Source organism: Aquipseudomonas guryensis, from assembly GCF_014164785.1.
In the GTDB taxonomy this organism is placed as follows: domain Bacteria; phylum Pseudomonadota; class Gammaproteobacteria; order Pseudomonadales; family Pseudomonadaceae; genus Aquipseudomonas; species Aquipseudomonas guryensis.
This window is the reverse complement of sequence record NZ_JACJFN010000006.1, coordinates 38,193-59,720: the sequence shown is the minus strand read 5'-3', so window position 1 is coordinate 59,720 and position 21,528 is coordinate 38,193. Positions and strand designations below refer to the sequence as shown.

Sequence of the window (21,528 nt, the reverse complement as noted above, 5' to 3'; positions counted from 1 at the left end):
CGGCAATCCGGCGATTGAAGCTGTGCGCCCGCTTGGGCACCCTTGCGCCTTCTGCAAACTCCAGGAAGGAGGTTAAGGCGTGAGGGATGCCAATCAAACGCTTATTTCCCTGAGCATTCAGGGTATCGCCAGCGACCTGCAGGTACTGGCGTTCGAGGGCCGCGAGGAGCTCAACCAGCCGTATGAGTTCAGTATTGATCTGGTCAGCCAGGACTCGCAGCTGGATCTGCAAGCGCTGCTCAATCAGCCGGCCTTTCTCGCCTTCGGCCCCGCTGGAGGCGGTGTGCATGGCCTGGTCTACGCCATCGAACAGGGTGATTCCGGCAGGCGCCTGACCCGTTACAACATCAGCCTTAGACCGCAGCTGGCCTACCTGCAACATCGCTACAACCAGCGCATCTTCCAGCAACTGAGCGTGCCGCAGATCATCGCGCAACTGCTCGAGGAGCACGGCATCCAACAGGGCGCCTACAAGTTCCAGCTCGGCAGCGTCTATCCCGCGCGCGACTATTGCACTCAGTACGACGAATCCGACCTGCACTTCATTCAGCGCCTGTGCGAAGAGGAGGGCATCAGCTTTCACTTCCAGCACAGCGCGAATGTCCATGCACTGGTGTTTGGTGACGACCAGACGGTGTTCCGCAAGCTGCCGCCGCTCAACTACCAGCAGGACAGCGGCCTGGCAGCCGAACATGCGGTAGTCCGTGCGTTCAACGTGCGCCTGGCCACGCGCAGTACTCAGGCCAGCTACCGCGACTACGATTTCGAGAAGCCGCGCCTGACCCTGCAAGCCACCCAGAGCAGCGCTTTCCAGCCCAGCCTGGAGGTCTACGATTTCCCCGGCCGCTTCACTGAGCGCGAACGCGGCAAACATCTGGCCAAGCGCGCCCTGGAGCGCCTGCGCAGCGACTACACCCAGGCCGACGGCAAGAGCGATGCGTACCTGGCCTGTGGCCACTTCCTCAGCCTGCAGCAGCACCCCAGCGCAGCATTGAATGACCTGTGGCTGCTACGTGAGGTATGGCACGAAGGCAAGCAGCCGCAGGTGCTGGAAGAGTCGGTGACTGACTTCATCGGTGGCAGCCGGGCCGGCCAGATGCTGGATGGTGAGGATTTCCAGCAGGGCTACCGAAATCGCTTCAGCGCCACGCGCTGGGCCGATCCATTCCGCCCGGCCCTGCAACATGCCAAGCCTAAAGTGCTCGGCAGCCAGACGGCCGTGGTCACCGGCCCCAAAGGCGAGGAGATCCACTGCGACCAGTACGGTCGGGTGAAGGTGCAGTTCCACTGGGACCGCGAGGGCCAGGCCGACGACAAGACCAGCTGCTGGCTGCGCGTGGCCAGCAGCTGGGCCGGCGACCGCTACGGCGGCATCGCCATCCCGCGGGTCGGCATGGAGGTACTGATCACCTTCCTTGAAGGCGATCCCGACCAACCGCTGCTCACCGGCTGTCTGTACCACGCCGAGCACGTGGTGCCCTATGACCTGCCGGCGAACAAGACCCGCAGCGTGTTCAAGACCCTCAGCTCCCCCGGTGGCGGCGGCTACAACGAACTGCGCTTCGAGGACCGCAAGGGCCAGGAACAAATCTACTTGCACGCGCAGAAAGACTGGGACGAAAACGTCGAAAACGACCAGAGGATCCGCATCGGCCACGAGCGCCACGACACGGTCGAGGCCAACAGCTACACCGAACTGAAGGCCGAGGAACACCGCATCACCCACGCAGACCGCAAGGTCGAGGCACGCAGCAATGACCACCTCACAGTAGCAAGCACTCAGCACATCAAACTGGGCTCGGCCCAGTTCACCGAGGCCGGCAACGAAATCCACTACCACGCCGGCAGCAAGGTGGTGATCGAGGCCGGCATGGAGCTCACCGCCAAGGGTGGCGGCAGCTGGCTCAAGCTCGATCCGGGTGGTGTGACCCTGAGCGGGGCGATGATCAAGATCAACTCGGGTGGGGCGCCGGGCGTGGGTAGCGGCATCGCCATCCTACTGCCTGGAGCAATGCTGCAAGCCGATACCAGCAAAGCGGGCAATCTGCTGGAAAGCGCCAAGAAAAACAGCTCCTGGCTCGAACTGAACCTGCACTACCCGAATCTCGAACCTGTGCCAGAGGCTGCTTACCGTGTCGAATTCAGTGATGGGTCGGTACGTGAAGGGATACTGGATAAGCGAGGCTTTGCTCGATTGGAGGATGTGCCGCCAGGCCCCGCCAAAGTTCATTACGGAGAAGATCCTCGCCCCTATACCAGAGGCTCCATCAAAACCCTCCAGGTCACGGATCGAGACATAAACGATGATTTGCGCAAGCTTGGCCTAGATCCGGCCAATGTGGATCTGCAGCACTTGATCAAAGCAGCAGCAGGGAGGCTGGAATGAGTAAGGCAACAACCAAAAGCAAGGAAGAACTCGAGCGCCAGGCAGCCTACGAAGAGGCATTGATAGAGCTGGCGGCAGGCATTGCCTTGGGGGCCGTTCCTTTCTTGGGGCAGGCCGTCGATGCCTACGACACGATCGAATCAGCAGTACATCTCTATAACGCCGATACGCCTGCGCATACGGAAGATGCCCAGTTCGATCTGCTATTAGCCATTGTAGGTTGGGTGCCAGGTCCGGGTGACGGAGTAAAAAAGAGCCTACGTATCGTCAACAAGGATCCCGAGCGCTTTGCTCCAGTACTCTTCGATCTTCTGCGCTTCGTACTGGCAGAGTGCGGTATTAAGACCAGCCCCGAAGAGTTGCTGTCCGATATCTTCAACGCCTCTGCACTGCGATCCGAACTCGACGAAATTATTGCTGGTGTGAAGGGATCTTCGGCCTTTCAAAGTCTCCCCAGACTTCTCCAGTCAGCCGTGCTCACCGTACTGGCTACATCGCGTGATCAGATGCCGATGATGGTCGGCATCGTTGAGAAACGCTTGAACAAATGGAAACGAATGCAACGTAATAGCTCCGCTTCGGCCACCGGTAGCAGCAACCCCGCAGAGCAGAAAAAACCAGCAGGCAAAGACCGTAATGTCGCCGCCGAAGGTAAAGACGGTGGCCGCGGAACCGCCGCCCAAAAAGCTGACAATGCGACACTCGGGCAACAGGCACTGCCTGATCTAAGCAATGAAGGGCTCGGCGTCAGCGGCGAACACATCGCCGACTATATCTGCGCATATAAGCTGGGTTGGGGAAAAGACTGGGACGGCCATGACAAGGGCGTCGAGGGCAGATGGCAAAAGGGTAAACCCAGCGCGACCAAACTGGGCAAGCTATCGAAGGGAGGTAGCCCCAAAACTCCACATGTACTTTATAAACTCACCGACGGGGCAAACGGTACTGGAATAGATGCCATCTGGCGTGCCGATCCAGATCAAAACGACAATAAGCTTTTTGCCATTGTGGAGGCCAAAGCAAGCAAGAATGAAGATGCCCCAAAATTCCTGCGCAAGCCGAACACAACACGCAAGCCGAGCATCACCTCAAAGCTGGGAACTTCCGGCATCACTGACGCCAGCGAGCTCTTGGAGCCGCGAGAAGAAGAGTCAACAGCAGGGAAAAGCCCCGAAAAGAAGAAAAGCAAAGCCAGTGGGAAAACAGGGGGCGCGGGAAAAACGGCCGACTCAACCAGCACCAGCAAGAAAAGCCGAATTTTGGTGCAAATGAGTCGCGACTGGATCAGGAACAACCTGAAATCTCTAAATAACCGCGTGCTCCGCGACAGTATATTGAGCTCTTATAGCCGTCATCTCTTCTATACCCCCCTTTATCACCCCAGCCAAAGCCCCAGCAAGCACGCCGAGGCACGACTGAAGAATCACTCAGAAAAAAGCCACAGCGATCATCAGGCTTTCCACTATGGGGAAGAAGAGATTCGTATCGCCGTAAATAAGCGAAAAACCGCTCTGGCCAAGAAGTATGGCGAGCAGCCCACTCTGCAACTCGAAAAGGCCTCTGTATGAATAGGCGCCAACCCTTCATCACCGAATCTTACTACCGGGCAGCCATTACCTTCTTTGATGAAACGCCTGATCGCTGGGCGAACCGGAAAATGGAGTCCGACACCCCGGAGCAAGAGCTAGCCCTGCGTGCAGCGCACTTTAAAGATGCGACCTTGGATGGCTTGTTTATCTGCTATACCGCTGGCGATCCTATTGAGGCCCTGCCCACACGTTTGGAGCAGCTGATCAAGGATTACGAGACTTATCAGCATGCCCTGGCAGTCCAGGAGCAGATACCTGATATATCGCCATTGGCCATCGACGACTGGCCAGGGGAATATGAAGAGTGTGTGCAGGTGATAAGTTTGTGCATCCTGCTGCATCGCACAGACCTGTTACAGCGTTTCGTCGCCCTGCTGGACAACGCCGGATACGCTCGTGATGACACCCTTTATGAAGACCTGTTGCGCAAGGTGCTCCCCAATCGCTCTGACCTAGACGAGTGGTATCACGATCTCTATACGCCACTGATCCAGGCCATTTATGCCCCTACGCCAGAAGAAGCATCCGCTCTACTGAAGCAGTACTGCAATCAGTGGTATTCGGCCTTTGCTGATCTTCAGACCAATTGGCATGACAGTCATCTAGACATAGACGGCGATGAGGGTAGCTATGTTGGCTATTGGGCCTTCGAGGCTGGTGCCATCGCCTATCTTTACAATATCGATGACAGCCAGATCGACCATATGGTCTACCCCAAGGATCTGGTCGCCTATGCGCGCAACAACACACCCAAGCACAATACCCCTGGCCCGGTGCACGCAGGCCAGTCCTGCCCCCAAACCGGTTACTGGTTCAGCCCGGCCCAGCACAACTCGCGGCGTCATTTCACCCAGGGCGAGACCATGCCGGAGTTCAAGGGATCGTCTTGGGGGGCTACCGTCTGGTATTGGGCCAGCGCTGAGTGAGTGGGTTCTTTTCGCCACTCCCAACCTGGCCAAGGAGCACTCTCTACCCTGGGATCTGCGCAAAAAAAATGCCCGGCCAAAAGGCCGGGCAAAGCATTTCTCCGCAGGAGCGAAGGGGATTAGGCAATCTCTGCCAAAGCGTGAATCTGTTGCTGCGCGGCCACTTCACCGATCACCAGGATCGCCGGGCTCTTGAGCTGAAAGTCGTGGGCGTCCTGTTGCATGCTCGCCAGGCTGCTGCGGCACTCGCGCTGGTGGGGCAGCGAGGCGTTCTCGATCATCGCCACCGGCATGTCGGCGCGCATGCCGCCGGCCAGCAGGCTTTCACGGATGTCCGGCAGCTTGGCCACACCCATGTACACCACCAGGGTGGTGCCGCTCTGCGCCAGGGCCGGCCAGTTGAGGCTGCTGTCGTCCTGGGTGTGGGCGGTGACCAGGGTCACGCCGCGGGCCACGCCGCGCAGGGTCAGGGGGATGCCGCAGTTGGTGGCACCGGCCAGGCCGGCGGTGATGCCGTTGACCATTTCCACTTCGATGCCGTGCTCGGCTAGCCAGTCGGCTTCTTCGCTACCCCGGCCAAAGATGCACGGGTCGCCGCCTTTCAGGCGCACCACGCACTTGCCCTGGCGCGCGTAGCGCAGCATCAGGCGGTGGATGAAGGCCTGCGGAGTGGAACGGCAGCCGCCGCGCTTGCCCACCGGGACGATGCGCGCATCCGGGCAGTGCTCCAGCACGGCCGGGTTGACCAGGTCGTCGATCATCACGATCTCGGCCTGGTTGAGGGCTTTCACCGCCTTGAGGGTCAGCAGGTCCGGATCACCAGGGCCTGCGCCTACCAGCCAGACTTTTGCGCTCATGGTCATCTCCTCAGGCAGTCGCTACTGCTGGCACGACGTGGGTCGCCAGCAGACGTTTGATTTCCGGTACGCAGGAGCCGCAGCTGGTGCCGCATTTCAGCTCCTGCTTGAGGCCGTTCAGGTCTAGGCCGCGGGCGATGCCGGCGCACACCGCGTCCTGGCTGACGTTCAGGCAGTTGCAAAGGGTCTTGCTGAGCTTCTTGCCGTCGCTGCCAGGCGGGGTGGACAGCGGGGCGAGCAGCCAGCGGCGCAGGTCGGCGTCGGCCTGGCCGTCGTTCCACAGGCCTTTCAGCCAGTCGCGGGCGGCGGTTTCGCCGGCCAAGCGGATGCTGACGATGCGCCCGTCCTCGATGCGCACGCGCTTGCCCACAGTGCGCCGTGGATCGTCGTAGGCCAGCACCGGGCCAGCGTCGACCGCCAGCAGGGCGTCGATCTGTGCCAGCAATTCGGCGGGCGGCGCCTCACCGCTGGCGGCCTTGATCAGCAGGGCCGGGCGCTCGCGGCCAGTGAGGGTCAGGCTGGCGTAGGTGAAGGACTCGAACAGCGGGCGCAGCGCCTGGAAGCGGTGCTGCACGTCGCCTTCGACCAGGGCGAAGAACTGCCAGGGCAGCTCGGCCTTGCTCACTTCGACACCGCTGAGCTTGAGCTCCGGCTGTTTGGACAGCGGGTCGAAGGCCGGCTGGGTCAGCACGTTGGTGCCCAGACCCTTGAGGAAGCGATTGCCCCAGTGCATCGGCAGGTAGGCCTGGCCGGGGCGCACGTTTTCGTCGGCCTGTACCGGCAGGCTCAGCTCGCCGCGGCGGCTGCGCAAGGTGACCAGTTCGCCAGTCTGCAGGCTGCGTCGGCGCAGTTCATCCGGGTGCAGGCTGAGCACGGCCTCCTCGGCGTGGCCGAACAGGCGCGCGGCGGTGCCGGTGCGGCTCATGCCGTGCCATTGGTCACGCAGGCGGCCGGTGTTGAGCAGTAGCGGATAGCGCGTATCGCGCTTCTCCTTGCCCGCGCAGTACGGGTCGGCAACGAACTGCGCGCGCCCGCTGGCGGTAGGAAAGTGGCCATTCTCGTACAGCCGCGCGGTGCCCTGCTGGGCGCCGGCCGGGAAGGGCCATTGTTGCGGACCTTGGTTATCCAGGATCGCGTAGCTCAGACCGGACAGGTCGAGGTCGCGATTGCTGGTCAGGTGTTTGTATTCCTCGAACAGCGCTTCGCTGCTGAGGAAGGTGAACAGGCTGGGCAGGCCGGGGCGGAGCAGTTGTTCCAGACGACGGGCGAAATCACAGGTGATCGCCCAATCCGGCCGCGCCTCTGCGGGCGCTGGCACGGCGCGGCGCACATGGGTAATGCGCCGCTCGGAGTTGGTCACGCTGCCTTCTTTTTCGCCCCAGCTGGCGGCCGGGAGCAGAAGGTCGGCGTAGTGGCAGGTTTCGGTGGTGAAGAAGGCTTCCTGCACCACCACGAAGGGGCAGGTGGCCAGGGCCTCATGGATTTTCTGCTGGTCCGGCAGCGATTGGGCCGGGTTGGTGCAGGCGATCCACAGGGCTTTGATCTGGCCGACGCGCACCGCCTCGAACAGCTCGACGGCGGTCAGGCCAGGGCTGTCCGGCAGGCTGTCGACGCCCCAGTAGCGGGCGACTTCGGCGCGGTGCTCGGGGTTGCCGGCCTCGCGGTGGCCCGGCAGCAGGTTGCTCAGGCTGCCGGTCTCGCGGCCGCCCATGGCATTCGGTTGGCCAGTGAGGGAGAACGGGCCGGCGCCGACCTTGCCGATCTGCCCGGTGGCCAGGTGCAGGTTGATCAGCGCGCTGTTCTTGGCGCTGCCTGCGCTGGACTGGTTGAGGCCCATGCACCACAGCGAGAGGAACGCCGGCGATTTGCCGATCAGCTCGGCGGCGCGCAGCAGGTCGGCCTGGGCAATGCCGCAGATATCGGCGACGGCTGTCGGGGTAAATTCGCGTACCAGGCTCTTCAGGGCCTCGAAGCCTTCGGTGTGGGCGGTGATGTAGGCGTGGTCGACCCAGCCTTCCCACATGAGGATGTGCAGGATGCCGTGGAACAGCGCCACATCGGTGCCCGGCAGGATCGCCAGGTGCAGGTCGGCCAGGTCACAGGTGTCGGTGCGCCGTGGGTCGACGACGATGATCTTCATCTCCGGGCGTGCGGCCTTGGCCGCTTCCAGTCGGCGGAACAGGATCGGGTGGGCGTAGGCCATGTTGCTGCCGGCGATCAGCAGGCAGTCGGCCTGCTCGATGTCCTCGTAGTTGCACGGCGGGGCGTCGGCACCCAGGCTGCGCTTGTAACCGACCACGGCCGAGGACATGCACAGGCGCGAGTTGCTGTCGATGTTGTTGGTGCCGACCAGGGCACGGGCCAGCTTGTTGAAGGCGTAGTAGTCCTCGGTCAGCAGCTGGCCGGAGATGTAGAAGGCCACGCTGTCCGGGCCGTGCTCGCGGATGGTCTCGGCGAATACATTGGCGGCGTGATCCAGGGCGCTGTCCCAGTCCGTGCGCGAGCGGGCCAGGCCCTTGCCCAGGCGCAGCTCGGGGTAGAGCGCGCGGGCATCGAGGTCACCGGTCAGGTGCAGGGTCGAGCCCTTGCTGCACAGTTTGCCAAAGTTGGCGGGGTGATTCGGGTCGCCCTGGACGCCGAGGATCTTCTCGCCGTCATGCTCGATCAGCACGCCGCAGCCGACGCCGCAGTAGCAGCAGGTGGCGGCGGTGTGCTGGGTGGCCGGAGCCATGATGGGTTGCAGGCTGAGGTCAGGCACGGGCGGTATCCTTGGCTGCGCTGGCGTTTGCCGCATCGATACTGGCCTGGCCGAACATCAGGTGATCGCGCACCTGGCTGATATCGGCTGCGCCGCAGATCTGCTGGAAGTACCAGCCGCCGTCCAGGGTGTCGCCGTACAGGCAGCCACCGACCAGCACGTCGTCCTTGATCACCAGCTTCTTGTACACGCTGCCGATGGGGTCGGAGAGGGTGATGGTCTCGGTGCCTTCGGCGCCCATGAAGTCGCCGGCGGAGAACAGGTCGATGCCGGTCACCTTGAGCTTGGTCGAGGTCACCGAGCCCTGGTAACGCGCGGTGCCGAGCATGGCCAGGTGATTGGCGCAGACCTTGGCCTGTTCGAACAGCGGGGCGACCAGGCCGTAGGCGATGCCACGGTGATTGGCGCACTCGCCGACCGCATAGATGCGTGGGTCGTAGGTTTGCAGGCAGTCGTCGACCAGGATGCCGCGGTTGCACGGGATGCCGCTCTTCTCGGCCAGTTCGGTGTTGGGACGGATGCCGGCGGCCATCACCACCAGGTCGGCGGGGATCACGTCACCGCTCTTGAACTGCACGGCGCAGACGCGGCCGTTGCCGTAGTCCTGCAGCTCCTCGGTCTGCTCGCTCAGGCGGAAGTGGATGCCGCGGGCCTCCAGAGCCTGTTGCAGCAGCTTGCCGGCGGTCTTGTCCAGTTGCCGCTCGAGCAACCACTCGGAGAGGTGCACCACGGTCACGTCCATGCCGCGCTGGCGCAGGCCGTTGGCCGCCTCCAGGCCGAGCAGGCCGCCACCGATGACCACGGCATGGCTGTGGGTGCGAGCGGTTTCCATCATTTTCTCGGTGTCGGCGATGTCGCGGTAGGCGATCACGCCTTCCAGGCGGTTGCCCGGCACCGGCAGGATGAAGGGATTGGAGCCGGTGGCCAGGATCAGGCGGTCGTATTCGGCCGTGCTGCCGTCGTCGGCGGTAACTACGCGCTTCTTGCGGTCGATGCTGACCACCTTGCGTCCCAGGCGCAGCTCGATGTTGTTGTCGAGGTACCAGTCGAGGCCATTGAGGACGATTTCCTCGAAGCTCTGTTCGCCGGCCAATACTGGCGAGAGCAGGATGCGGTTGTAGTTCGGGTGCGGCTCGGCCCCGAACACGGTGATGTCGTAGAGGTCGGGAGCGAGCTTGAGCAGCTCCTCCAGCGTCCGCACGCCGGCCATACCGTTGCCAACCATTACCAGCTTGAGTTTTTTCATGCCGGCCATCTCCTGCGTAGAAATCACGAGAAAAAACTGTCGGGAGCAGTTTTTAGCGTCGCTCCGCGACGACTTGAAAAGTGGCTGCCAGGGATGGCAAGCCATAAAACAAAAAAGGCGTCCCGCTAGTTGCCTAGCGAGGACGCCTTTGTCCTGCCCCGATCTGTCGGGAAGCAGCGCCTTCTACGTTGAAGGCAGTGCTTTTATGTACTGTCGATCTCTCTAAAGCAGGCAGCATGCCAACTCTGTAGATATCTGATTTTCAGGGGCTTCCAGTGATTTTTCGGGGACTCTGGGCGCCTCTGGCGCACCCCTATAAAGCAAGTCGCGCTGTTGTGGTGCGTTGGCTTATTTCAGCAACAGCACCAGCAAACCCAGATTCAGCAGCAGCGAGACCAGTGCCACCGTGCGCCAGACCTTGAGCGGCTCGCGCTCCAGCAATGGACGCGGGCGCAGGCTGAGGGTCTGGCGTTCGCCCTGTTCCAGGGCCAGCAGCCATTCCTCGGCGGTTTCGAAGCGCTCTGCGGGGTTGACTGCCACTGCACGCAGCAGGCAGTCGTCGAGCCAGGTCGGGATATCCGGCCGGTAGCGGCTGGGCGCGGTCGGCTTGCCGAAGCGCGGGTGCTGGAAGGCCTCGATCTCGCCGTAGGGGTAGTGTCCGGTGAGCAGGTAATAGAGGGTCACGCCGGCGGCGTAGATATCCTGTTGCGCGCTGGGTTTGCCGCCGGAGAAGGCTTCGGGGGCGATATAGCTGGGCGTGCCGGGCAGGGCGTGGGCCTCGTCGCGGGACAGGCCCGGGCAGTAGGCCAGGCCGAAATCCAGCACGCGCAGCTCGCCGTCGTCGCACCACAGCAGGTTTTCCGGCTTGATGTCGCGGTGCAGCAGGTTGCGTCGGTGCAGCATGCCGAGGGCCTTGAGCAGGCGTGGCGCCAGCTCCAGCCACTCCGGCAAGCCCAACGGGCCGGACAGGCGAAGGTGTTCGGCCAGGGTCTGGCCCTGGTGCTCGCGCTGTACGTAGTAAAGATGTTGGCGCTGCGGCAGCGGGTGGGCTTCGGCGAAGTTGCGTCCGGCCACACGGCGCAGGAACCATTCCTCAAGGAGCAGGGCGGGGCCGGCCTGTTCTTCGTCATGGCGGCTGGCCGGCAGAGTTTTCAGCAGCCAGCGCCGGGCCTGGTTGTCACGCACGCGGTAGACCAACGACTGGCGCGATTCGGCAAGCAGGCGTTCGACCTGCCAGCCTTCGAAGCTCTGCCCCTCGCGCAGGCGCGGCGGCAGCGGCCAGTGCTTGAGCTGGGCCAGGGTGTCGGCCAGGTCGTTGTCCGGCAGATTCTGTACCTGCACCAGCACGGCGCTAGCATTGTCCTGGCTGCCGGCCAGATGGGCGGCGCTGACCAGGGCGCGGCAGGCCGCAGCCGGGTCGCTCTCGTCCTTGAGCATGCTGTGGATGCCCTGGTCACCGAGGGTCGACCAGACACCGTCGCTGACCAGCAGGAAGCGTTCGCCTTCGCGCAGTTCACCTTCCAGGTAATCCACCACCAGGTGCTGATCCAGACCCATGGCGCGCTTGAGCACATGCTGCATGCCCGGCTGTTCCCAGACATGGTCTTCGCTGAGGCGTTCGATCTGTCCGTCCAGGCAACGATAGGCCCGGCAGTCGCCGACATGCGCCAGGGTGAAGCGGCGGCCGCGCAGTACCAAGGCGGTGAGGGTGGTCAGCAGCGGCTGGCCGCCACCGTTGGCCTGCAGCCAGCGATTATGGGCGACCAGCAGGCGATCCAGCGATTGCGCCACGGCCCAGGTTTCCGGGGTGGCGTAGTAGTCGAGTGCCAGGGCCTGCAAAGTGGCGCGGGCGGCCAGGCCGCCATCGGCGCATTGACTGACGCCATCGGCCAGGGCGAACAGGAAACCCTTGCTCGCCGCCAGCGCGGGCGCCGGCGTGACTACCCGGATAGCGTCCTGGTTTTCGGCACGGGGGCCGGTTGCTGTGGCTTCGCCGAAGCTGAGTTGCAGGGCCATCGGGCTCTCTCGTGCGAAGAGCGCCCTGAGGCGCCCGAGGATTCAAGTCGGTTGAGACAAAGGCCGAGCCACCTAGACGCCCTGGAGTGTTGCCACTCCACCTTTCCTGACCAGTGCGGGGAGTCTGTGGTCGCCCCGCCTTTGTCGCAACCGACCTGTGTGGCGCCGGGCAGTGAGCCCGGCACCGGGCACAGGGTTATACGCGGGCGGCAGTTACTGCTGCGCTGCCCCAGGTAGTGCGCCAGCGCAGCTTGACGCCGTACAGGCCGACCCAGGCCAGGATGCCCAGGCTGGCGAACAGCCACAGGCCGAGCTGGTAGGAACCAGTGGACTGCTTGATCGCGCCGAGCCCGGCGGTCAGACAGAAGCCACCGATGCCGCCGGCCATGCCGATCAAACCGGTCATCACGCCGATTTCCTTGCGAAAGCGTTGCGGCACCAGCTGGAACACCGCGCCGTTGCCGGCACCCAGGCTGAGCATGGCGACCACGAACAGGGCCAGGGCGGCCAGCGAGCTGGGCAGGTTGAAGCCGACGGCGGCGATGCAGATCGAGGCGCAGGTGTACATCACCAGCAGCGAGCGGATGCCGCCGATGCGGTCGGCCAGGGCGCCGCCGAGCGGACGCATCAGGCTGCCGGCGAATACGCAGGCGGCGGTGTAGTAGCCAGCCTTGACTGGGTCGAAGCCGTACTGGTCATGGAAGTAGCCGGGCAGGGTGCTGGCCAGGCCGAGGAAGCCGCCGAAGGTCACGCTGTAGAAGAACATGAACCACCAGCTGTCGCGGTCGCCCAGGGCCTTGAGGTAGTCGGCCATGGATTTCACCGGCGGACGTTCCGGGGCGTTGCGCGCTACCGTGGCGAAGATGATCAGCGTCAGCACCAGCGGGATCAGGGCCAGGCCGAACACGTTGCTCCAGCCGAACATGGCGGCCAGGCCAGGGGCGAACAGGGCGGCGAGCACGGTGCCGGAGTTGCCGGCGCCGGCGATGCCCATGGCCTTGCCCTGGTGCTGCGGCGGATACCACTGCGAAGCCAGCGGCAGGGCGACGGCGAAGGAAGCACCGGCGAAGCCGAGGAACAGACCGAGCAGCAGGGCTTGCTCGTAGCTATGGATGCCGTGCAGCCAGGCCACTGCGAGGGCGGCGATGACAATGACCTGGCCAATCAGGCCGGCGGTCTTTGGCGATGTGCGGTCAGCCAGCAGGCCCATCAGGAAGCGCAGTACGGCACCCGCCAGGATCGGCGTGGCCACCATCATGGCGCGTTGCTGGGTGGTCAGGCCCAGGTCGGTGGCAATCTGCACACCCATCGGGCCGAGCACGTACCAGACCATGAAGCTCAGGTCGAAATAGAGGAATGCGGCGAACAGCGTCGGTGCGTGGCCGGCTTTCCAGAAACTTGTATTCATCCAACACCTCGTCAGCAAAAGAGAGTCCCGGCAGGCTGCAGGTTGCCGTGATCGTGGGCACGTCGCCTGCAGTTGCCGGGGGAGCCAGGCGCTTGTGGCGCCCAACCCTGCGGCCGAAGCCACAGCCAGATTGAGTACCTATTTACGATCTCCTGGCCGTCGGCCATCCCGCGTTAAAAGCAGCCTCGAAATGCTCATTTACAGCTCGTAAACTGCGCTTTCTCGGCTGCTTGATTCGCTAGCGCTCACCCTTCGGGCCAGCCTTCCGGCTGTTACTCCCGTTGGTCGTTGTGCCTTGTCTGGCTCTAGTCCAGAAAATCGTAAACAGGTTCTGAGAGAGTTACCGGTCGACGTCCGGATCGCGGCCCGTCGACCCACCCCATGCGTTGGGGCTGAAACGCAAAAAGCGCCGCACCACCTGATCGCTAGTTAGCGGGGTAGTGCGACGCCTTTGTCGTATCTGGGGCAACCGCCTTTGGATGCCTATGGCAGTACTACAGCAAGAGCCGGGCCAATGTGCCTATTGGCAAGTTGTGCGGCCTGTGCAGCGCAGTCGGGCGATATGGGCGGCTCAATACGGTGCGCAAATAGCCGGTTTCGCACTGTATTGATGCGCATCACTCAAGGTTGTGTAGGCGGTTGCGGGAACTGCACCACCGGGCCTTGAGCGGCTTGTCCGGGCGGCAACGCGGCGGGTGCCGGCTGGCCGGCTTCACCGAGTTGTTTGGCGAAGCGGTGAATGCTGCGCAGATCGTCTTCTTCCATGATGCGCAGCGCATGGTTGGGCATGGGCGGGCGGTAGTTGGCATTGCGCGCTAGCTGCAGCCACTGGTCTTCGGTCAATTTGGGCAGTACCAGGCGCAGGTTGCTGGCGTAGGTAACGCCCCAAGGCCCGCTCCAGCCCAGGCTGTCGCCCAGCAGCCAGGCGCTTTCCGGTACCTGGTCCGGGGCCATGATATAGCCGGCGGTATGGCAATCGTTGCAGCCGGCCACCTGTACCAGGTAACGGCCACGCTCGATGGAAGGTTCGGCCTGGCTGGCCATGGGCAGGGCTGCCAGGCTGGCCAGCAGCAGGGGTTGAAGGGGATGACGTATGCGCATATCAGGGCTCCTCGGTTAATGCCTCTTATTGGGCAATCCGTGGTTAACCCTAGAACTGGCGCCAGCCTCAGTCCAGCCAGTTGACCGCAGGGAACTTGGCGCGGAAATCAGCTGGCATTGCCGCCACCTTGCCGAGGCGGTAGTCGAAGAACACGAAGCCGGATTTGGCCAGGGCGATTAGCGTGTTATCGGCCGGACGGGTAATGCGGAAGATGATGTCGCCGCCGTAGCGGTTGAAGTCCATCACCCCGACTTCAAACAGCAGTTGGTCGCGGGCATGGGATTCGGCGCGGTACATGGTGGCCAGGTCGGTGACGATGATGCCGTCCGCCTCGGCCGCTTCGCGGATGCCGAAATCGAACAGAAAGCGCGCCCGTGCTTCGGAAATCATCGAGATCATCGAGTCGTTGCCCAGGTGATTGCTGGCATTGATGTCGGTGCTGCGCACGGTCATATGGGTGCTGTAGCAGAACTGCTGCTGGGAAAAATCGAGCTTGAGACGGGCCATGACTGCTGCCTGTGCGGGAGGAGGGCGCACAGTCTAACTGCGGTGTGCCGGTGCGGAAGCATTGCTGTGTTGAATGGGCAGCGACTAGGCTGCGGACAAACGGATGGAGTGGACATGGACTGGAACGTAACGCTGCAGGCCGGCCTGTGGGGGCTACTAGCGGCCAGCAGCCTGCTACTTGGCGCGCTGCTCGGGGTGTTTTTGCGCCTGCCGAGCAAGGTCGTGGCGTCGATCATGGCGTATGGCAGCGGCGTGCTGATCGCCGCGCTGTGCTTCGAGCAGATCCCCGAGGCGCTGCGCCTGGGTGGCCGCACACCGACCCTGCTCGGCCTACTGTGTGGCGGTGTGGTCTTCGTCCTGGCCAACGCCTGGCTGGATCGCGTTGAGCGGCGCCACCGGCAGAAGGTCGGGCGACGTACCTCGATGCTCGGTCTGCTGATCGCCGCCGGCGCCTTTCTCGATGGCATTCCCGAGTCGCTTGGCCTCGGTCTGGGTCTGCTCGGTGGTGGTTCAGTGAGCCTGGTGCTGCTGGTGGCGATCTTCCTGGCCAACCTGCCGGAAGGTCTGGCCAGTGCCGTGGGCTTGCGCGCGGAAGGGCACAGCAAGAGCTATGTGTTTGGCCTGTGGGGCAGCATCGTGCTGTTGTCCGGACTAGCGGCGATGGCCGGGCCGGGCCTGTTTGCCGGTGTGGCGCCGATGTGGCTGGCCTTTGCTTTGGGTTTTTCTGCCGGTGCGGTGCTGTGCATGCTGGTCGATACGCTGATTCCCGAGGCCTTTGCCAGTACCCATGCGCTGACCGGGCTGATCACCCTGGCCGGTTTCATGACCGCCCTGGCGCTAGCAGGCTAGCGGGCAGCAGTTCTGACGCCGGCGCCTGCTTTCGCTACAATGCGCGGCGTTTTCGACTTGCTTGTGAGCCCGCCATGTCCTGCCAGACCCCGATCATCGTTGCCCTCGACTTTCCTTCCCGTGACGCCGCGCTGGCCCTGGCCGATCAGCTCGATCCCCAGCTGTGCCGAGTCAAGGTGGGCAAGGAGCTGTTCACCCGCAGCGGTCCGGCGGTGGTGGAAACCCTGCAGGCCAAAGGTTTCGAGGTGTTCCTCGACCTGAAATTCCACGACATCCCCAACACCACGGCGATGGCGGTCAAGGCCGCCGCCGAGCTGGGCGTGTGGATGGTCAACGTGCACTGCTCCGGCGGCCTGCGCATGATGGCGGCCTGCCGTAACGAGCTGGACAAACTCAGTGGCACCAAGCCGCTGCTGATCGGGGTGACCGTACTGACCAGCATGGAGCAGGACGACCTGGCCGGCATCGGCCTGGATATTGCCCCGCAGGAGCAGGTCCTGCGCCTGGCTGGCCTGGCTGCCCAGGCCGGCATGGACGGCCTGGTCTGCTCGGCCCAGGAGGCGCCGGCCCTCAAGGCTGCGCAACCGGGCCTGCAACTGGTGACCCCGGGTATCCGCCCGGCGGGCAGTGCGGCCGATGATCAGCGGCGCATCCTCACCCCGGCCGATGCACTCCAGGCCGGCTCCGACTACCTGGTGATCGGTCGTCCGATCAGCCAGGCCAGCAACCCGGCCAAGGCCCTGGCCGAGATCGTCGGCGAACTCAATTAACTGCAAGATTAATCCATATCGATGATGGAGGCCTCAGGGTCTTCATCATTCGGATGGATAGTCTTTTACACGGCACCCTGATAGTGCTGCTCGTGACGCGGGCGGCTGGCTAGACTGCGCTCATTCCCAACTCCCTGCGAGGACACAGACATGAGCATGACCTTTTCCGGCAAAGTAGCTCTCGTAACCGGTGGTGCCGCCGGCATCGGCCGTGCCACTGCCCTGGCCTTTGCGGGCGAAGGCCTGCAGGTGGTGGTTTCCGATGTCGACGTGGCCGGTGGCGAAGGCACGGTACAGCTGATCCGCGAAGCCGGTGGCGATGCGCTGTTCGTACGCTGCGACGTGACCCGCGAAGCCGAGGTCAAGGTCCTCATGGAACGCACCCTGGCCGCCTATGGCCGCCTGGACTACGCCTTTAACAACGCCGGCATCGAAATCGAGAAGGGCAAGCTTGCCGAAGGCAGCGAAGCCGAGTTCGACGCCATCATGGGTGTCAACGTCAAAGGTGTGTGGCTGTGCATGAAGCACCAGATCCCGCTGCTGCTGGCCCAGGGTGGTGGTGCGATCGTCAACACCGCCTCGGTGGCCGGCCTCGGGGCGGCGCCGAAGATGAGCATCTATGCCGCCTCCAAGCACGCGGTGATCGGCCTGACCAAGTCGGCTGCGGTCGAGTACGCGAAGAAGAAAGTGCGCGTCAACGCCGTATGCCCGGCGGTGATCGACACCGACATGTTCCGCCGCGCAGCTGAAACCGATCCGAAGAAAGCCGAGTTCGTCGCCGCCATGCACCCGGTCGGGCGCATCGGTCGCGTAGAGGAAGTCGCCACTGCGGTGCTCTACCTCTGCTGTGACGGGGCAGGCTTCACCACCGGCCACTCGCTGACGGTGGATGGTGGGGCTACCGCAATCTGAACCAGAGGGCGCCGCAAGGCGCCTTTTTTGCATTATGTAACAGCAGCACCGCCCCTTGGCGCGCAAAGCCAGTTACAAGAGTGCTGGTAGTCGTGAAGAATCGGCCGACTCGTTTCGGAGAACAACAAGAATGACCGCAAGTGCCTTGAATACCCTGTTCCTACCCATCGCTCTGGGCATCATCATGCTCGGGCTGGGCCTCTCGCTGACCCTGGCGGACTTTGCCCGGGTGGTGAAGTTTCCCAAACCGGTACTGATCGGCCTGGGCTGCCAGCTGCTTCTGTTGCCGCTGGTGTGCTTCTTCATTGCCAAGGGCTTCGGTCTGGCACCGGCGCTGGCGGTAGGCCTGATGCTGCTGGCGGCTTCGCCCGGCGGTACCTCGGCCAATCTCTACAGTCACCTGGCCCATGGCGACGTGGCGCTGAACGTGACCTTGACCGCGGTGAACTCGGTGGTGGCCATCCTGACCATGCCGTTCATCGTCAACCTGTCGCTGGCGTACTTCATGGAGGCCGATCAGGCCCTGCCGCTGCAGTTCGCCAAAGTGGTCCAGGTGTTCGCCATCGTGCTCGGTCCGGTGGCCATCGGCATGGTGGTTCGCCGTCTGGCGCCCGGCTTTGCCAACGCCATGGAGAAGCCGGTGAAGATCATTTCCGCGCTGTTCCTGGTGCTGGTGGTGGTGCTGGCTTTCATCAAGGACTGGCAGACGGTGGTGGACTACGCCCCGGTGGTTGGCCTGGCAGCGCTGCTGTTCAATCTGATCAGCCTGGCGGTGGGGTACGGCGTGCCCCGCCTGATGCAGCTACCGCGGCGCCAGGCGGTGGCCATCGGCATGGAAATCGGCATCCACAACGGCACCCTGGCGATTGCCCTCGCGCTCAGTCCGATGCTGCTGAACAACGCGACCATGGCCATTCCGGCGGCGATCTACAGCTTCATCATGTTCTTCACGGCTGCAGCCTTCGGCTGGTGGGTCAACTTCGCCCACGGCAAGGAGCTGGCCCGCGAGGAAGCCGAGGCCGCCTGATACGCTGCGCCACGAGAAAGCCCGGGCATGCCCGGGCTTTTTGTTTGCTGGAAGTACGCTTCTAGTCCGGATGCAATCCGGGACTGCTGGCGACACCACCCCCGGATTAGATCCAGGCTACGTTTTGCGCCAGTTGAGGATCAGCAGGGTCAGCGCGCCGCCAATCAAACCCCAGAAGGCCGAGCCGATACCGAGGAGGGTCATGCCCGAGGCGGTGACCATGAAGGTGATCAGCGCGGCGTCACGCTCGCCAGGGTTCTGCATGGCCTGGGCCAGGCCGTTGCCGATGGAGCCGAGCAGGGCCAGGGCGGCGATGGACAGCACCAGGGCGGCCGGTAACGCGGCGAACAGCGCGGCCAGAGTCGCCGCGAATATCCCGGCGACGCCATAGAACACCCCACACCAGAGCGCCGCGGTGTAGCGCTTGTGCCGATCCTCGTGGGCTTCGGCGCCGGTGCAGATCGCCGCACTGATGGCCGCCAGGTTGATGCCATGGGAGCCGAATGGCGCCAGCAGCAGCGAGGCGATGCCGGTGGTGGAGATCAGTGGCGAAGGTGGAACGTCATAGCCATCGGCGCGCAGTACGGCAATCCCGGGGATGTTCTGCGAGGCCATGGCCACCACGAACAGCGGAATGCCGATGCTGATCACCGCGCTGAAGGAGAAGCTCGGTGTGGTCCACACCGGCACTGCCACTTGCCACTCGAACTGGCTGAAATCCAGCAGGCCCAGCACACCGGCCACGCTTGCGCCGACCAGCAGCGCCGCCGGCACCGCATAACGCGGCAGCAGGCGCTTGCCGAGCAGAAAGGTGAAGAACATGGCCAGCACCAGCAGGCTGTTGCTTTGCGCGGCGATAAAGATTTCGCTGCCGATGCGGAACAGGATGCCGGCCAGCAGCGCTGCGGCCAGCGAGGCCGGCAGGTGGCGCATGACCCGCTCGAAGGCGCCGGACAGGCCCAGCAGGCTGAGCAGCAGGGCGCAGACGACAAAGGCGCCGATGGCTTCCGGGTACGTTACCCCCGGCAGGCTGGTGATCAGCAGCGCCGCGCCGGGTGTCGACCAGGCCACCACGATCGGTGCGCGGTAGCGCAGCGACAGGCCTATGGTGCAGATCGCCATGCCGATCGACAGGGCCCACAGCCAGGAGGAAATCTGCGCAGTACTCAATCCGGCCGCCTGGCCGGCCTGGAACATCAGCACCAGCGAGCTGGTGTAGCCGGTTAGCATGGCAACGAAGCCGGCGACGACTGCCGATGGCGAGCTGTCTGCCAGCGGGCGCAAGGGCAGGGGTTGAGCCTGGGTCATCAGAGCTGTCCTTGGAAATCGCTAAGAATAGGGTAGAGCGAGGCCACCAGCAGCAGGGCCATGCCGATATTGAAGGCTCGCAGCACGCGCGGTGTCTCCAACCAGCGGCGCAGGTAACTGCCGGCCACGGTCCACAGGCCGACGCTCGGGCAGTTGACCAGGGCGAACAGGGTGGCGATCAACAGCACGTTGAGCAGAAAACCTTCATGCGGGGTGTAGGTGGTGATGGCGCCGATGGCCATGATCCAGGCCTTGGGGTTGACCCACTGGAAGGCGGCGGCCTGCAGGAAAGTGAACGGCTTGCTGTTGCCGCTGGCGGCATCCGGTGCGCCGGCGCCGGCGATCTTCCAGGCCAGGTACAACAAGTAAGCCGCGCCACCGTAGCGCAGCGCGCTGTACAGCGGCGGAAACTGTTCAAACAACTGGCCAAGTCCCAGACCCACGGCAATCACCAGGATCATGAAACCCAGGCTGATGCCGAGCATGTGCGGCACGCTACGGCGCACGCCGAAATTCACCCCGGAGGCGAGCAGCATCATGTTGTTCGGCCCCGGGGTAACCGAGGTGACGAAGGCAAAGGCGATAAAGGCGAGCAACAGTTCAGTAGTCATGGCAACACTCCGGGCTTGCTGGCAGCCTATGCCCTGTTAGGCTGAGCGTCGCGGTACAGCGGTGCATGCTTTGAGCGATACAGTTTTCGCCAGAGTCGAAACTGCACGGTACTGTTCCTTTCATTGCAGACACAGGAAGTCGTATGGAGCAAAACAACCCTTATGCCGCGCCACAGGTGGCGCTGGTCGATCAACAAGCCCCCCAACAACTGCAGGGCTGGAGTGCAGGGCAACTGCAGGTGCTTGGTTGGCTATGCCTGGTGTCGCTGCTTGCGTCCTTGGTGGACCTGGTGCTGGTGTTCGTCGTCGACGAGCAAGCCGATGCCGCTTTGCAGCAGGGCTTGGTGGCCCTTGGGCTGGTCACCGTCTTGCTCGGCACGTACGTGCTGCTGCGCTTCAAAGGCTTTGCCGAGCAGCGTTTCAATGCCCACGGCCTAACCCTGCCGGTGTGGCTTTCGGTCATCTTTATGCTGGTGCTGGAGGGGCTGGACCTGGCTTTCGGCGATGTCGAGCTGGCTCAGTTCGGCTGGCCGATGTTCGTCTACTTCGGTTTGCTGGCCATGCTGGGCGGAGTGACTTTGTGGCTGGGGATCAGGCTGTTGCAGGTCAAGGACGTCTATCCGGTGTTCCGCGTGATGGCCTGGATGGAAATCGTCGGTGGCGGTTTGCTGGCCACCATCCTGCTGATGGTGCTGGCCGTTGTGCCGCTGGTGGGCGCCACGCTGTGCATGATGCTGGTGTTCTTCCGCGGTGCCGAGGAATTACGCGGGCAGCCTGCCCAGGGCTGATCAGTCTTCGCCGAGCAGCACCTGGCGGGTGTTGCCGAGCCGCTGGTTGACCGCCAACCAGCTGCTCACCGCATCGGCGCCGGCTTCTGCGAGCATGCGCTCGAGCAGTTTCACCTGCTCGCGGCGCAGCGCTTGCTCCAGCTTGGCGCCGTCGTCGGTCAGCGCCAGCAGACGTTTGCGTTTGTCATCCGGCGCCGCCAGGCTTTCCACCAAATGCATTTCCAGCAGTTGACGCAGTGGAATGTTCAACGCCTGCTTGCTCACGCCCAGGTAGCCGAGCAGCTGCTTCATGCTCAGCCCCGGATAGCGGGCGATGAAGAACAGAATGCGATGGTGGACCCGTGACAGCCCGCGGCGGGCGAGCATTTCATCCGGTTTGGCGGTGAAGGCCTGGTAACCGAAGAAGAAGGCTTCCATGGCGGCCTGCTGGCTGGTCGGCTTTTTCAGGTCAAGCATATTGACGTATCT

Annotated in this window: 17 protein-coding genes and 1 pseudogene; 8 read left to right on the top strand and 10 right to left on the bottom strand. The window is 63.4% G+C overall.

Annotated elements, in window-relative coordinates; genetic code table 11:
• The first annotated feature begins 79 nt into the window (after nucleotides 1–79).
• Genes H3H45_RS19460 through H3H45_RS19450 form a run of 3 tightly spaced genes read left to right on the top strand, consistent with a single transcriptional unit; the run spans nucleotide 80 to nucleotide 4,901 of the window.
• Entirely contained in the window at nucleotides 80–2,386 is a 2,307-nt protein-coding gene (locus tag H3H45_RS19460) for a type VI secretion system Vgr family protein (protein WP_182835357.1), read from the top strand.
• Complete coding sequence (locus tag H3H45_RS19455; RefSeq protein ID WP_182835356.1) at nucleotides 2,383–3,954, top strand: hypothetical protein; 1,572 nt, start codon at nucleotides 2,383–2,385, stop codon at nucleotides 3,952–3,954. The genes H3H45_RS19460 and H3H45_RS19455 overlap by 4 nt, the downstream gene beginning before the upstream one ends.
• The gene (locus H3H45_RS19450) at nucleotides 3,951–4,901 is read left to right on the top strand and encodes a PoNe immunity protein domain-containing protein (RefSeq protein ID WP_182835355.1); all 951 of its coding nucleotides are present in this window, start codon (nucleotides 3,951–3,953) and stop codon (nucleotides 4,899–4,901) included. The genes H3H45_RS19455 and H3H45_RS19450 overlap by 4 nt, the downstream gene beginning before the upstream one ends.
• Nucleotides 4,902–5,020: 119 nt before the next feature.
• Here H3H45_RS19450 and cobA read toward each other — a convergent pair whose 3' ends face one another.
• The 7 genes and pseudogenes from cobA to H3H45_RS19415 form a co-directional block, all read right to left on the bottom strand.
• Entirely contained in the window at nucleotides 5,021–5,758 is a 738-nt protein-coding gene (gene cobA / locus H3H45_RS19445) for a uroporphyrinogen-III C-methyltransferase (protein ID WP_182835354.1), read from the bottom strand.
• Nucleotides 5,759–5,768: 10 nt separating this feature from the next.
• Entirely contained in the window at nucleotides 5,769–8,489 is a 2,721-nt protein-coding gene (locus H3H45_RS19440) for a nitrate reductase (RefSeq protein WP_182835443.1), read from the bottom strand.
• A 64-nt stretch (nucleotides 8,490–8,553) separates the two neighbouring features.
• Nucleotides 8,554–9,762 (bottom strand): annotated as a pseudogene (locus H3H45_RS19435) (NAD(P)/FAD-dependent oxidoreductase); the annotation flags it as partial.
• 348 nt (nucleotides 9,763–10,110) lie between these two features.
• Nucleotides 10,111–11,778, bottom strand: coding sequence for a bifunctional protein-serine/threonine kinase/phosphatase (locus H3H45_RS19430; RefSeq protein ID WP_182835353.1), 1,668 nt, complete (start codon nucleotides 11,776–11,778; stop codon nucleotides 10,111–10,113).
• Between the two features lie 196 nt (nucleotides 11,779–11,974).
• Nucleotides 11,975–13,186 carry a nitrate/nitrite transporter gene (locus H3H45_RS19425; protein ID WP_182835352.1) on the bottom strand — a complete coding sequence of 404 codons (1,212 nt, stop codon included), beginning with the start codon at nucleotides 13,184–13,186 and terminating at the stop codon, nucleotides 11,975–11,977.
• 621 nt (nucleotides 13,187–13,807) lie between these two features.
• Nucleotides 13,808–14,287, bottom strand: a complete 480-nt coding sequence (locus H3H45_RS19420; RefSeq protein WP_182835351.1) for a cytochrome C — start codon at nucleotides 14,285–14,287, stop codon at nucleotides 13,808–13,810.
• Between the two features lie 67 nt (nucleotides 14,288–14,354).
• On the bottom strand, nucleotides 14,355–14,795 hold the full coding sequence (locus H3H45_RS19415) for a thioesterase family protein (RefSeq protein WP_182835350.1): 441 nt from the start codon (nucleotides 14,793–14,795) through the stop codon (nucleotides 14,355–14,357).
• 114 nt (nucleotides 14,796–14,909) lie between these two features.
• On the opposite strand from H3H45_RS19415, the gene H3H45_RS19410 reads away from it, so the two are divergent.
• From H3H45_RS19410 to H3H45_RS19395, 4 genes are all read left to right on the top strand, one after another.
• A complete protein-coding gene (locus H3H45_RS19410; protein WP_182835349.1) occupies nucleotides 14,910–15,644 on the top strand; it encodes a ZIP family metal transporter in 735 nt (244 codons plus the stop codon).
• A gap of 74 nt (nucleotides 15,645–15,718) precedes the next feature.
• Complete coding sequence (pyrF, locus tag H3H45_RS19405; protein ID WP_182835348.1) at nucleotides 15,719–16,414, top strand: orotidine-5'-phosphate decarboxylase; 696 nt, start codon at nucleotides 15,719–15,721, stop codon at nucleotides 16,412–16,414.
• A gap of 150 nt (nucleotides 16,415–16,564) precedes the next feature.
• Nucleotides 16,565–17,326, top strand: coding sequence for an SDR family oxidoreductase (locus H3H45_RS19400; RefSeq protein ID WP_182835347.1), 762 nt, complete (start codon nucleotides 16,565–16,567; stop codon nucleotides 17,324–17,326).
• A 130-nt stretch (nucleotides 17,327–17,456) separates the two neighbouring features.
• Entirely contained in the window at nucleotides 17,457–18,353 is an 897-nt protein-coding gene (locus H3H45_RS19395; protein WP_182835346.1) for a bile acid:sodium symporter family protein, read from the top strand.
• A gap of 117 nt (nucleotides 18,354–18,470) precedes the next feature.
• Here the strand turns inward: H3H45_RS19395 and H3H45_RS19390 are convergent, their stop codons facing one another.
• Entirely contained in the window at nucleotides 18,471–19,661 is a 1,191-nt protein-coding gene (locus tag H3H45_RS19390; RefSeq protein WP_182835345.1) for a benzoate/H(+) symporter BenE family transporter, read from the bottom strand.
• Complete coding sequence (locus tag H3H45_RS19385; RefSeq protein ID WP_182835344.1) at nucleotides 19,661–20,272, bottom strand: LysE family translocator; 612 nt, start codon at nucleotides 20,270–20,272, stop codon at nucleotides 19,661–19,663. The genes H3H45_RS19390 and H3H45_RS19385 overlap by 1 nt, the downstream gene beginning before the upstream one ends.
• Nucleotides 20,273–20,415: 143 nt before the next feature.
• Between H3H45_RS19385 and H3H45_RS19380 the strand changes: the two genes are divergently transcribed.
• Nucleotides 20,416–21,060 (top strand): hypothetical protein, encoded by a 645-nt coding sequence (locus H3H45_RS19380; RefSeq protein WP_182835343.1) that lies wholly within the window; start codon nucleotides 20,416–20,418, stop codon nucleotides 21,058–21,060.
• Here H3H45_RS19380 and H3H45_RS19375 read toward each other — a convergent pair whose 3' ends face one another.
• Complete coding sequence (locus H3H45_RS19375; protein ID WP_182835342.1) at nucleotides 21,061–21,516, bottom strand: MarR family winged helix-turn-helix transcriptional regulator; 456 nt, start codon at nucleotides 21,514–21,516, stop codon at nucleotides 21,061–21,063.
• Nucleotides 21,517–21,528: the final 12 nt, after the last annotated feature.